The following is a 12126-nucleotide window of genomic DNA, read 5'->3' as shown; positions in this document are numbered from 1 at the left end:
CATGGAGCTTTCGAGCATACTGAAGCCCGAAGCAGTACGTGTATTGTCCGCCGCTTCCAGCAAGAAGCGGTTGTTTCAGGAAATCGGCGATGTCGCGGCCGCTAATCTGGGCCTCGATTCTCAGGCAGTCGTCGACTGTCTGCTTGAGCGGGAAAGCCTGGGCCCAACCGGCGTGGGGCATGGCGTGGCGCTTCCGCACGCGCGTTTGCCCGAGCTTGATTCGGTTTCGGGCGTATTCGTCATGCTGGAAAAGCCCATCGACTTCGGATCGGTGGATCGTCAACCCGTAGACATTGCCTTTGCACTGTTTGCACCAGAAGAGGCCGGGGTCGATCACCTCAAAGCGCTGGCCCTTGTGTCGCGCACGCTGAGGGACACGTCGGTGTGCACCAAGCTTCGGGCAAACCCTGATCCGGTCAAACTCTATGCGATCCTGACCGAAGCACAATCTATGCAAGCGGCATAAACTGCAAAAAAAGACCCCCGAAAATCGGGGGCCTATTCATTGAATCCATATTCAGCATCAGCCGCCAGTACCCATTTCCAGCGTCCACCAGATTTTGCCGCCGTTTTCCTGATGCCAGGCGAACCCCATCTGAGTTGCCTTGGGGTCCATGATGACTGCACGCGGCCCGGGCTCCTGCATCCACGCGGCAAGGGTTTCCGTTTCGGTTTCATAGGTCTCGGAAATGGCTTCACCGAGGAACGTGCCGAAATAGCCGACCCGTGCAGCCCGATCAATCGGAGAGGACCCGTCCGACCCGAAGTGCCAGGGCCGGTTCTGCCGGGCCATGTCCTTGGAATGAGTCGCCGCAGCCGCGTTCAGCTGCGCGTTCAGCTGGACAGGCTGCAAACCTTGGGCCTGTCGCAGGGCATTGACCGAATCAACCATACGAAACTGCAGTTTTTCCGGGTTGCCGCGAATTTTATAAACCGTTGGCAGCGGGCGGCCGTCCGCACCAATGGTTGTGGTGCCGGTGTCTGTACATGCCGCTAGCGCGACAATGCAAGTCAAGAGTAAAGAAACGATGCGCGTCATGATCGACCTGATTATTGTGTCAATACAGGGCATAGCGCGCCTGACAGTTCTGAGCAAACGCGCAATAGCCTAAACTTGCGTGATTCTGCCGGTTTGATTTGCGACTGAAGCATTCTGGCAATAGAATGTCATAGATTTCAGACCTCATCTAAACACAGGACCCGTTGCCATGGTCAAAAAGCGCATTCACTCGTCCACACGCAGAGGTTTTCTGGCAGGGGCTACCGCGACGCTGGCAACCCCGGCACTGGCGCAATACATCCCCGGTGATCCGCTGCGTCCCGCACCCGAGCCCGAGGCATCCGTGCGCCGGAACGTATCGGGTTTTCGGGCGCTGGATTGGCAGCCGTACTTTTCGAACACCAGAAACGGAGCCATTCTGGTCGATACCGTGTCGCGCGCGCTGCATTATTGGTCAGATGATCAATCCGTATACAAACTCTACCCGTCATCGGTTCCGCTGACCGAGGAAATGACCCGCCGCGGTCGCACCAGCGTTATTCGCAAGGTAGAAGGCCCCAGCTGGTCTCCGACGCCATCGATGAAAAAGCGAAACCCGGAATGGCCTGACCATATCCCTCCGGGTCCTGATAACCCGCTGGGAACACACGCTTTGTACCTGGCCTGGAAATACTACCGTATTCACGGAACGCACGATACGCGCAAAATCGGGCGACGGTCGTCGAATGGCTGTATTGGTCTGTTCAACGAAGACATTGCTGAGCTGTTCTCGATGACGAAGGTCGGCACGCAAGTGTTGCTAATTTGACGACATTTTCGTGTGGGAACCTGCTTACCGGTCAAGTTGCAATTGCATTCCAGCGCCAATGCTGATTAGAAAAAACCACGAGGTAAGTCTTAGATGTGCGGTTCCGGGCATTGGAACTGCGCAAATTCTGGAGGTTAATATGAAGAAACTCGTTCTCGCTGCTGCACTGACTGCTGCTGCTTCGACCGCTTATGCAGGTAACCTGGAAGAGCCGGTTGTTGAAGCACCTGTTGTTGTAGAAGAAACTCAGGGTTCGTCGCAGGGCATCCTGCTGCCGCTGATCCTGCTGGTCGTTGTTGCTGCTGCTGTTGCTGCAAGCTAATTCGACGCGGAATTCACGAAGAAGGCGGTGGAGCAATCCACCGCCTTTTTTGTTTTCCCAAGGCTGTGCCGGTCAGTCCAGCCAACCGCGCAAATTGTCTTCGATCACCGTGCCCAATGCAGCTATGTGCGCCGGGTCGTCGTTTAGGCATGGAATATAGGTGAAGGTTTCGCCGCCCGCTTCTTCGAAGCTTTCCTTGATCTCTTCGTTGATTTCTTCCAACGTTTCGATGCAGTCGGCCGAGAATGCCGGCGCGATGACCGCTAAGTTCTTTTTGCCCTGCTTGGCCAAATCCGCCACATGATCCACTGTATAGGGTTTCAGCCATTCCTCGGGGCCGAATCGCGACTGGAACGTTGAAACCAGTTGATCGTCTGACCATCCCAGCCGTTCCTTCAGCAGCCGTGTCGTCTTGGCGCACTGGCAATGATAGGGGTCACCCTGTTGCAGATACCGTTCCGGCATTCCGTGATACGAGCAGACCAGAATATCGGGTTTTGTCTCCGTCGCTGCATAAGCACGTTCAACGGATTGCGCCAAGGCGTCGATATAGGCGGGTTGGTCGAAATACGCGGGTACGGTTCGCGTGGCAGGCTGCCAGGCCTCATCCATGAGTGCACGGAAGAACTGATCATTGGCGGTGGCTGTGGTTGCGCCCGCGTATTGTGGGTAAAGCGCGAAGAACAGAATACGGTCACAGCCCGCGGCAACCATCTCGCGTACTTTGGACTTTGTTGACGGGTTGCCGTAGCGCATGCAGAAATCGACCATCACCTGATCGCCATAACGATTCTGCATCGCGTCGCGCAGCTTGGCAGTCTGGTCCTTGGTGATCGTCATCAGCGGGCTTTCGCCTTTTTCGTGATTCCAGATCGATTTATAGGCTTCACCCGAACTGAACGGCCGTTTGCTGAGGATGATCCCCTGAAGAATCGGTTGCCATTTCCACTTCGGATAGTCGATGACCCGCTGATCCGACAGGAACTCGTTCAGATAGCGGCGCATGGGCCAGTAGGTGTAATCATCCGGCGTTCCCAGATTGGCCAGTAAAATGCCAACGCGGCCCATCTTGACCTTCGGGTGGTCGGCAGGGGCATGAGCGGGGCGAGTGGCATCAAACATGTGGGCATTCCTGAGTTATCGTGTTCCGACTTGAGATAAAGGGATTTGGTTGCGCGTCAATCCGGCAGTTTGCCCTCTTCCGTGCGCAAGACATCTGCAAGACGCATTTGGGCTGACCCCGGGCGCAGCGGCTTTGGTTGGCTGTCATCGGGGGACCAACCGGTCAGGCAAATCAGTTCGAACGTAGCGGCTAGGCGGCCTGTTCCCGTCGAAAAGTGATCCGAATAGATGCGTTGCGCGGCTTCAAACACTCTGCGTTGGGTCGGGCATTTCAACCGAGCCGTCAAAGCGTTGGCCTCGCCCATGTCCCGCAGATCGTGCATCAGGTGCCGGACATCGCGGTATTCCGCCGTCAGCGGTACCGCATCGGCCACTGGCAATGCCAGACCGGCCCGTTGCAGCAATCCGCCGAGATCGCGCAGCTCGGCCATAGGGGCGACGCGGGGGCTGAGCCCGCCCGTGACCTCGATTTCGGCCTGACCCAGCGCGGCGCGCAATTCGTGAAGGGTCTCTCCCCCAAGGCATACGACAAGCACCAGCCCGTCTGGCTTCAAAGCCCTTTTGCATTGGATCAGCTGGCCGACCGGGTCATTGGCGCAGTGCAGCGCCATCGCATGAATCGCCAGGTCATGAGCACCGGGTTGCAGTGCCAGCACATCGTCATCCGCGACAATGGCGGCATCAGGAAAAACGTCCGCCCAAAGCTGTGGGAAAGGTGTTACAACCGCAGGAGCCGTAAAGGTTTTGTTAACCATGGAGAGCCGATCCTGCACCTCGTCAATGGCGGCGCGATGCAAGAACAAGGCGTCGTCCTTCGCGCGGGCGCGATGATTCAGAATGGCGTTGCGGTCGAAAAGAGAGGGTGCGGTGGACTCGGGTAGTTTCATAGGTCGCAAGTATCGCATTGCGCAGCGGATTCAAACTGCCCTTGCATTGATCTATCCGCCGCGTTGCATGGGCTGTGGAGAGTTGACCGAATCCGATTTTGGCCTGTGTGGGGCGTGTTGGCGGGATACGCCGTTCATCGGTGGTACGATTTGTGAAAGCTGTGGTGTGCCCGTGATCGGGAGCGCGGACAGGTTTCGGACGGAGTGCGACGATTGCCTGAAAGCCCCACCGCCCTGGAAAGCGGGCCGCGCTGCGTTGCTGTATGATGGGAAGGCGCGGTCACTTGTCTTGGCTTTGAAACACGGCGACAGGACCGAGTTGGCGCGTCCGGCTGCACGTTGGCTGGCACAGGCCGGACGCGAGCTGTTGCGGCCGGAGATGGTGATTGCTCCGGTGCCGTTGCATTGGTCGCGCCTGCTGAAACGGCGTTACAACCAGTCTGCTCTGTTGGCACGAAACCTGGGGCGAGAAACCGGGTTGGAGTGCGTACCGGATCTGCTGGTGCGCAAACGTCGGACCCCGGTGCTGGACGGGAAGACTGCGCAGGAGAGGGGCGAAGCCCTGGAGGGCGCAATTGGCGTCCACCCAAGGCGCGCACTGCATTTGAAGGGGCGCGATATCCTGTTGGTGGATGACGTGATGACATCCGGCGCGACGCTGGCGGCGTGCACGCGTGCGTGTCAGGTCGCAGGGGCAAATCATATTTTCGTGTTGGCACTGGCGCGCGTTGCCAAGGATGCCTAATTCGCCCAAGATTGCACGAAACCCTAGGGGAACGGAAAATGAAGTCGGTAGAAATCTATACCTCGCCGCTCTGTGGCTATTGCCATGCAGCCAAACGCCTGCTGAAGCAGAAAGGCGTTGAGTTCAAGGAGGTTGACGTTCTGATGCACCCCAAGCGCAAACCTGAGATGATCCAGCGTGCCGGTGGTAAACGCACCGTGCCTCAGATTTTTATCGGGATACAGCATGTAGGCGGCTGCGACGACCTTTATGAACTGGAGCGGCAAGGCAAGCTTGACCGTTTGCTTGCGGCCTGATGAAGACCGCGCTGCTGCAAATCACCTCGTCGGATGATCCGGTCGAAAATCTGGACATGGTGCGCGCCATGGCGGCCGACGCGGCAGGGCAGGGTGCGCGCTTTATCCTGACGCCAGAGGTCACGAATTGCGTGTCAAACAGTACGACGCGGCAAAACGAGGTTCTTCAACACGAAGAAGACGACATCACCTTGGTCGGCCTGCGGGATCAGGCCGCCCAACTGGGCGTTTGGGTGTTGATCGGATCACTGGGCATCAAAACTCATGACGCCGACGGGCGGTTTGCCAACCGCTCTTTCATGATCGATCCGCAAGGTCAGATCGTGGCGCGTTACGACAAGATCCATATGTTCGACGTGCAGGTCACGGAAACCGAGACGTTCCGCGAATCAAAGAACTACCGCCCCGGCAAAAAGGCGGTCATAGCCGAAACCGACTTTGGCAAGGTGGGTCTGACCATCTGTTACGACATCCGGTTTGCATACTTGCACGCGGATTTGGCACAGGCAGGCGCACGGGTTTTGACTGTGCCGGCGGCGTTTTCACCGGTAACGGGCGCCGCACATTGGGAATCGCTATTGCGGGCACGGGCGATTGAGACGGGCTGTTGGGTCTTGGCTCCGGCACAAACGGGGGAACACCCGACGACGCGTGGAAAGACTCGTTTTACCCATGGGCACAGCATGGTTGTGGACCCTTGGGGAAAGGTGCTGATCGACGCAGGGACAGATCCAGGCATTCACATTTTCGATTTGGATGATACTTCTGTGACTGAGGCGCGCCGTCGCGTGCCGTCGTTGACACACACCCGGTCTTTCACTGGACCCTGACAGAACTGAACAATGACAGAAGACACCAATGCCCTTGCGGTCACGCTGTTCAGCGAGATCCTGACCGCAGACCAGTTGTTGCGTAACCGGCTCAGCCGGGTGCTGCCCAAGGGTATGGAAATTTCGCATTTCTCGGTGCTGAATCATCTGGTTTTTGTCGGCGACGAGCGTAGCCCCGCGCAACTGGCCAGCACATTCCACGTGACCCGAGGCGCGATGACCAACACCTTGGCCAAGTTGGAATGGGCCGGATACATTCACATCCGCCCCGACTGGGACGATGCCCGACGCAAGATGGTCGCGATCAGCCCCGCCGGTCGCCGCGCGCGGGATCAGGCGATTTCGTCAATCGCGCCGCTGATCAACCGCGTGGTCGGAGAGCTGGGGCTGGAGCGGGTCCGCAGCGCCCTGCCAGTGCTGCGGGATTTGCGGTTGCAGTTGGAGGGGGAGTAGGGATCAGCGAACCGTTGTCCCAAGGTGGATCCAGGACTGGTGTGGTCGGGCGCTGGCAGGCTTGATGCTCATGCAATGTGCCTCGGACTAAACGGCCACTTCATTCTAAGAGCATTCTATCCAGAAGCTGCCGTAAATCACGGGGATGCAAAGCAGGAAGATTAGCCAACCAAATTCCGGCCGAAGCCGCCGCCGCAAAAAGAAGGCAGGATTCAATTCCTTCTTTGCCCTCATATTGCCCACCATGAACAAGCCATACCAAATACTCTCCTTTTTCTTCTTCATTCGTGGAGAAAATTCTCCCTACATTGCATCCTTCGTCAGAGAGTTCGTGTTTGGAAAATGGTTCTGTCGTCTCCTCCGTCAGTTCTATTTCGACTGGTTTCACAAACTTGCCATCCGAAACTATCTCGGGGTCAATAAAGACGAAAAAATACAACGCCCTGACCAGATCATAGTTGTTCGAGTTCGAACCCAAGTAACGATCTGCTATTTCCTGAGTCGCCTCAGAAACCTTAGGATCGCTTACATAGCCATACAGCGGAACGCCTTCATGTTCGTACACGAACACGCCCGCATTCTCTTCTGCTGTGGCTAGTGTGTTATCGAACAAGGTAGCAGCGGAAATTGCCGCACCAAAAAATACCGCGCGCCACGGCGCGTAACTTAAAGATCGAATCAAAAAAACCTACCTCACCCAGCCTTCACACTCGCCGTCACATAATTCACGCTCAGATCCCGGTCCGAGATCGACCAGCTCCACAGGATCGGGTTGAACACAAAACCCTTCCGGTCCACCGGTTCCAACCCGGCTTGGCGCAGCAGGTCGAACAGCTCATCGGGGGTGATGAACTTGTTCCACTCATGCGTGCCGCGCGGCAGCCAGCGCATGACGACCTCGGCCCCGAAAATCGCCATCGCATAGGATTTCGGGTTGCGGTTGATGGTTGAACAAATCTCCAAACCGCCGGGCTTAAGCAACTGTTGTGTCGCGGTCAGATAGGACAGAGGATCAGCCACGTGTTCGACCACTTCCATGTTCAGTACCACATCGAACTGCTCGCCCGCAGCGGCCATGTCCTCGGCCGTGGTGTGGCGATAGTCGATTTGCAGCCCCGATTGCTCGGCATGGATGCGGGCCACGGGCAGGTTGCCCTCGGCGGCGTCGGCGCCCACCACCGTAGCACCGAGTCGCGCCATGGGTTCGCTCAGCAGCCCGCCACCGCAGCCGATATCCAGCAGGCGCAGGCCTTCGAACGGCGTCGGCGACTTTAGGTCGCGATCGAATTCACCAGCGATCTGCTGCGTGATATAATCCAGCCGGCACGGATTAAGCATGTGCAATGGTTTGAATTTCCCGTGCGGGTCCCACCATTCAGCCGCCATCGCCTCGAATTTTGCGATCTCGGACGGGTCCACCGTGTTCGGATGCGCTTGCATTCCTGTCTCCGTGTGCTCTTTTACGCTTAAGGACTATATAGGGCCATAATGGACAAGTACCCGGACCAAAAGCGCGCAGTTCAATATCTGTACTCGCCGATCGATCCTTTCGATCAGCGGATGGTCGATATGGGCGATGGGCACCGTATTTATGTGGAACAATGCGGCAATCCTGATGGCATACCCGTCGTGATCCTGCACGGGGGTCCGGGGGGTGGCTGCAGCCCAGCCATGCGGCGGTATTTTGATCCGCAGGCGTACAGGGTGATTCTGTTCGATCAGCGCGGATGTGGAAGATCGCGCCCCACAGCCTCGGTCGAAGACAATACAACGTGGCATCTGGTGGCCGATATAGAGCGGCTGCGCAAACTGTTCGAGATCGAAGAATGGATCGTATTTGGTGGCAGCTGGGGTGCGACTCTGGCGCTGATCTATGCCCAGGCTCATCCCGACCGGGTCAGCCGGTTGGTCTTGCGCGGCGTGTTTCTGGCGACTCAGGCCGAGCTTGACTGGTTCTATGGCGGCGGTGCCGGGCGGTTCTGGCCCGAGCAATGGCAGAAGTTCACCTCACTGCTGCCAGAAGTTGAGCTTGAGGACACCATTGCCGCCTATAACAAACGTCTGTTTTCGGGAGACCGTGCGACAGAAGTCCTGTACGCGCGGGCCTGGTCGCATTGGGAGAATGCGCTGGCTTCGATCCACACCAACGGATCAGTTGGAGAAAGCCCCGGCGAATACGCGCGCACCTTTGCGCGGCTCGAGAATCACTATTTCACCAACAAGGCGTTTCTGGAAACGGATGGGCACATTCTGGATCAGATGGATCGAATTGCGCACATTCCCGGCCACATCGTGCAAGGGCGCTATGACATGATCTGCCCGCCCCAGGCCGCGTGGTCGCTGGCAGAACGCTGGCCAAATGCCGAACTGAAGATGGTTCGTCAGGCGGGGCACGCATTGTCAGAGCCGGGCATCAGTGCAGAGCTGGTACGGATCATGGATCGTGTGGCGGAGGGTATCGCATGACCCGGATTGACCGCCGCGCTCTCTTTGCCTCTGGTGCCGCGGCTGCATTGCTGGCAGCGACAGGTGCATCCCTTGCGGATTCGCCCAAAAAAGGCGGTACATTGCGCCTGGCCGTTCCGCGCGATGACAGCCTTGAGCGCGTCGCGCGTGGCGCCGTGTTCGATACGCTGACCGAGATCGCCCCGGATGGTACATTGCGTGGTGAGCTTGCGACAGGCTGGCAAACCGACGCCGACGCACGGGTCTGGAGCTTTGATCTGCGTGATGACGCGGTCTTCCATGATGGCGAGCCTTTGCATGTTGTCGACGTCTTGGCCGTTTTGGCTGAAGTCGGAAGAACCGAGGCACTTGCCTCCAACCGCCTGCGGCTTGAGCTTGCCGAGGCAAACCCGGGGCTGCCTTTCATGCTGGCAGACAGCCACTTTGTTGTTACGCGCGCCGGTGAAACCGTAACACCGTTGCGCACTGCCAACGGCACCGGCTGCTATCGTGTCGAACGGGCTGAGGATGGTCGCCATTTCCTGGGGCGTCGTGTGGAGGGGCATTACAAAGATGGTGAGGCCGGATGGGCTGACGCGGTTGAGGTCATAGTGATTCCGGACTCTGCTGTACGGGCCGAGGCGCTGCGGGACGGGTATGTCGATATAGCCGCGCTCCCGGATCAGGCAGGAATTCGAGGCAAGCGCGGTGTCCGGTTCCACCCGTCCGAGGCTGACATGGCCCTTGCCGTATCAGGTGCTGTCGGGATGCCGCGGCAGATTGCCGGGAACGCCGTACTGGACGATGGCCGTATCGCCGAACGGTGGTGGATGATGTAAATCCGATCGCAATTCCCGCTGGGGGTTGCAGACTCGGACCATCCTGCGTATATGCAGTTTCAACAGCGGCGCGTTGGACTTCTGGTCCAAGGCTCCACCGGAAAATTCGACGGGCCGCGCGCCCGTTTTTTTGTGCCCGTTTGAAGGGTAGAGCACCAGATGACAAACGACTTGATAGCCAAAGCTGCCATCGACCGGCGACTTGCCGAGATCATCACCCCCGTGATCGAAGATCTGGGGTATGAGTTGGTTCGCATCCGACTGATGAGCGGCAAGCTGACCACACTGCAGATCATGGCCGACAAGCCCGATGGCGGAATCGAAGTGGATGATTGCGCTGAAATTTCCAACGCGGTCAGTGCCACGCTGGATGTCGAGGACCCGATTCTTGACGCCTATACGCTTGAGGTCTCCAGCCCTGGTATCGACCGCCCTCTCACCCGTCTCAAGGATTTTGAGAACTTTGAGGGGTATGAAGCCAAGATTGAGACCGCCGAACTGATTGATGGCCGCCGCCGTTTCAAGGGTGAACTGGCCGGGATCGAAGGGGAAGAGGTTCTGATCAACATCCCCGAGGGGGATGAGACAATCACCATCGGTCTGCAATTCGACTGGCTGAGCGATGCCAAGCTGGTCCTGACCGATGATCTGATCAAGGAAATGCTGCGCCAGCGCAAGGATGCCGGTGCCCTGAACGAAAACGCTTTCGACGAGATTGAGACCGAAGGGTCCGAAGAGGAGACGAACTGATGGCAATCACCTCAGCCAACCAGCTGGAGCTGCTGCAGACCGCCGAGGCCGTGGCCCGTGAAAAGATGATCGACCCCGGTCTGGTTGTCGAAGCGATGGAGGAATCGCTCGCCCGTGCCGCCAAGAGCCGCTACGGCGCCGAGATGGACATCCGCGTTAGCATCGACCGCAAAACAGGTAAGGCGACCTTCACCCGTGTTCGCACCGTGGTCGAGGATGAAGAGCTAGAGAACTACCAGGCCGAGATGACCGTCGAGCAGGCCAAGCAATACATGGAAGCGCCCCAAGTTGGCGATGTCTATGTCGAAGAAGTGCCTCCGGTTGAAATGGGCCGGATCGCGGCGCAATCGGCCAAGCAGGTCATCTTGCAAAAGGTTCGTGAGGCCGAGCGGGATCGTCAGTACGAAGAATTCAAGGATCGCGCAGGCACCATCATCAACGGTGCGGTCAAGCGCGAGGAGTTCGGCAATGTGATCGTTGATCTGGGCGGTGCCGAAGCCGTTCTGCGCCGCAATGACAAGATCGGTCGCGAAAGCTATCGCCCGAATGACCGTGTGCGCGCGTACATCAAGGAAGTGCGCCGCGAAGTACGTGGCCACCAGATTTTCCTGTCGCGCACTGCGCCGGAATTCATGGCCGAGCTGTTCAAGATGGAAGTGCCGGAAATCTATGATGGCATTATCGAGGTCAAGGCCGTAGCCCGCGACCCCGGTTCGCGCGCCAAGATCGCCGTCATCTCGTATGACAACTCGATCGACCCTGTCGGGGCCTGCGTTGGTATGCGCGGCAGCCGCGTGCAGGCTGTTGTGAACGAGTTGCAGGGCGAGAAAATTGATATCATCCCATGGAACGAAGATCAGCCGACCTTCCTGGTGAACGCGCTGCAACCCGCCGAGGTGTCAAAGGTGGTTTTGGACGAAGAAGCCGGCAAGATCGAAGTTGTGGTTCCCGAAGAGCAGCTGAGCCTTGCCATTGGTCGCCGCGGCCAGAACGTGCGTCTGGCCAGCCAGCTGACCAATCTGGACATCGACATCATGACCGAAGCCGAAGAATCGGCACGTCGTCAGAAAGAATTCGAAGCCCGTACCCAACTGTTCATGGAAACATTGGATCTGGACGAATTCTTTGCTCAGTTGCTGGTTTCTGAAGGGTTCACCAACCTCGAAGAAGTGGCCTATGTCGAGATTGACGAACTGCTGGTCATCGACGGTGTTGACGAAGGCACCGCGCAGGAACTTCAAACACGTGCGCGTGAGTATCTGGAGGCACAGGCCAAGGCTGCACTGGATGCAGCGCGTGCACTGGGTGCCGAGGACAGCCTCATTGAATTCGAAGGTCTGACACCCCAGATGGTGGAGGCACTGGCCAAGGACGATGTGAAGACCCTGGAAGACTTTGCAACTTGTGCCGACTGGGAACTGGCCGGTGGCTGGACGACCGTCGATGGTGAACGCGTCAAGGATGACGGTGTACTGGAGCCTTTCGGTGTAACGCTGGAAGAAGCGCAAGACATGGTCATGACTGCGCGTATCCTGTTGGGTTGGGTTGATCCCGCAGAGCTGGAACAGGCGGAAGAAGACATCGACGGCGACGCGACAGGCGAGGAGGTCGAGGCCTGATCTCAGGCTT

16 protein-coding genes are annotated in these 12126 nt (G+C 57.9%); 11 read left to right on the top strand and 5 right to left on the bottom strand.

The features are described from left to right. The first annotated feature begins 1 nt into the window (after position 1). Positions 2–466, top strand: a complete 465-nt coding sequence (gene ptsN, locus AC2FJB_RS15570; protein WP_117872900.1) for a PTS IIA-like nitrogen regulatory protein PtsN — start codon at positions 2–4, stop codon at positions 464–466. 57 nt (positions 467–523) lie between these two features. Here ptsN and dalA read toward each other — a convergent pair whose 3' ends face one another. Beyond that, complete coding sequence (gene dalA, locus AC2FJB_RS15565; protein ID WP_496719439.1) at positions 524–1039, bottom strand: divisome-associated lipoprotein DalA; 516 nt, start codon at positions 1037–1039, stop codon at positions 524–526. A gap of 169 nt (positions 1040–1208) precedes the next feature. Between dalA and AC2FJB_RS15560 the strand changes: the two genes are divergently transcribed. Together AC2FJB_RS15560 and AC2FJB_RS15555 are read left to right on the top strand one after the other, a co-directional pair. Then, positions 1209–1808 carry a L,D-transpeptidase gene (locus AC2FJB_RS15560; RefSeq protein ID WP_299900125.1) on the top strand — a complete coding sequence of 200 codons (600 nt, stop codon included), beginning with the start codon at positions 1209–1211 and terminating at the stop codon, positions 1806–1808. Between the two features lie 139 nt (positions 1809–1947). Then, positions 1948–2130, top strand: a complete 183-nt coding sequence (locus AC2FJB_RS15555) for a hypothetical protein (protein WP_117870963.1) — start codon at positions 1948–1950, stop codon at positions 2128–2130. 72 nt (positions 2131–2202) lie between these two features. Here AC2FJB_RS15555 and hemH read toward each other — a convergent pair whose 3' ends face one another. Together hemH and AC2FJB_RS15545 are read right to left on the bottom strand one after the other, a co-directional pair. After that, on the bottom strand, positions 2203–3252 hold the full coding sequence (gene hemH / locus AC2FJB_RS15550; protein WP_299900122.1) for a ferrochelatase: 1050 nt from the start codon (positions 3250–3252) through the stop codon (positions 2203–2205). A 56-nt stretch (positions 3253–3308) separates the two neighbouring features. Further along, entirely contained in the window at positions 3309–4139 is an 831-nt protein-coding gene (locus AC2FJB_RS15545) for a methyltransferase domain-containing protein (RefSeq protein ID WP_117870959.1), read from the bottom strand. Here AC2FJB_RS15545 and AC2FJB_RS15540 point away from each other — a divergent pair. From AC2FJB_RS15540 to AC2FJB_RS15525, 4 genes are read left to right on the top strand one after another with little or no spacing between them, the layout of a single operon-like run. After that, positions 4120–4884, top strand: a complete 765-nt coding sequence (locus AC2FJB_RS15540; protein ID WP_496675169.1) for a double zinc ribbon domain-containing protein — start codon at positions 4120–4122, stop codon at positions 4882–4884. The two genes, AC2FJB_RS15545 and AC2FJB_RS15540, sit on opposite strands and share 20 nt — an antisense overlap. Positions 4885–4922: 38 nt before the next feature. After that, positions 4923–5180: a glutaredoxin 3 gene (gene grxC, locus AC2FJB_RS15535; RefSeq protein ID WP_117870955.1), complete on the top strand. Its 258-nt coding sequence runs from the start codon at positions 4923–4925 to the stop codon at positions 5178–5180. Further along, a complete protein-coding gene (locus tag AC2FJB_RS15530; protein ID WP_496719438.1) occupies positions 5180–6010 on the top strand; it encodes a carbon-nitrogen hydrolase family protein in 831 nt (276 codons plus the stop codon). Before grxC ends, AC2FJB_RS15530 begins: the two co-directional genes overlap by 1 nt. Before the next feature lie 12 nt (positions 6011–6022). Next, positions 6023–6463, top strand: coding sequence for a MarR family winged helix-turn-helix transcriptional regulator (locus AC2FJB_RS15525; protein WP_117870951.1), 441 nt, complete (start codon positions 6023–6025; stop codon positions 6461–6463). Positions 6464–6563: 100 nt separating this feature from the next. Here the strand turns inward: AC2FJB_RS15525 and AC2FJB_RS15520 are convergent, their stop codons facing one another. Next, a complete protein-coding gene (locus AC2FJB_RS15520; RefSeq protein ID WP_496719437.1) occupies positions 6564–7145 on the bottom strand; it encodes a hypothetical protein in 582 nt (193 codons plus the stop codon). An 11-nt stretch (positions 7146–7156) separates the two neighbouring features. Beyond that, the gene (gene ubiG / locus AC2FJB_RS15515; protein WP_496719436.1) at positions 7157–7903 is read right to left on the bottom strand and encodes a bifunctional 2-polyprenyl-6-hydroxyphenol methylase/3-demethylubiquinol 3-O-methyltransferase UbiG; all 747 of its coding nucleotides are present in this window, start codon (positions 7901–7903) and stop codon (positions 7157–7159) included. 48 nt (positions 7904–7951) lie between these two features. Here ubiG and pip point away from each other — a divergent pair, with 48 nt between their 5' ends. The 4 genes from pip to nusA all read left to right on the top strand — a co-directional run bounded on the left by pip (position 7952) and on the right by nusA (position 12116). Further along, positions 7952–8929: a prolyl aminopeptidase gene (gene pip, locus AC2FJB_RS15510; protein ID WP_496719435.1), complete on the top strand. Its 978-nt coding sequence runs from the start codon at positions 7952–7954 to the stop codon at positions 8927–8929. Next, positions 8926–9747, top strand: coding sequence for an ABC transporter substrate-binding protein (locus AC2FJB_RS15505; RefSeq protein WP_496719434.1), 822 nt, complete (start codon positions 8926–8928; stop codon positions 9745–9747). Before pip ends, AC2FJB_RS15505 begins: the two co-directional genes overlap by 4 nt. Before the next feature lie 159 nt (positions 9748–9906). Then, positions 9907–10497, top strand: a complete 591-nt coding sequence (gene rimP, locus AC2FJB_RS15500) for a ribosome maturation factor RimP (RefSeq protein ID WP_117870941.1) — start codon at positions 9907–9909, stop codon at positions 10495–10497. Then, positions 10497–12116, top strand: a complete 1620-nt coding sequence (gene nusA / locus AC2FJB_RS15495) for a transcription termination factor NusA (protein WP_496719433.1) — start codon at positions 10497–10499, stop codon at positions 12114–12116. The genes rimP and nusA overlap by 1 nt, the downstream gene beginning before the upstream one ends. Positions 12117–12126 lie beyond the last annotated feature (10 nt).

It is taken from the genome of Ruegeria sp. CDSC085, from assembly GCF_059610465.1.
Note: the sequence above shows the minus strand (reverse complement) of the source record. Positions and strands in the feature narration are given on the sequence as shown.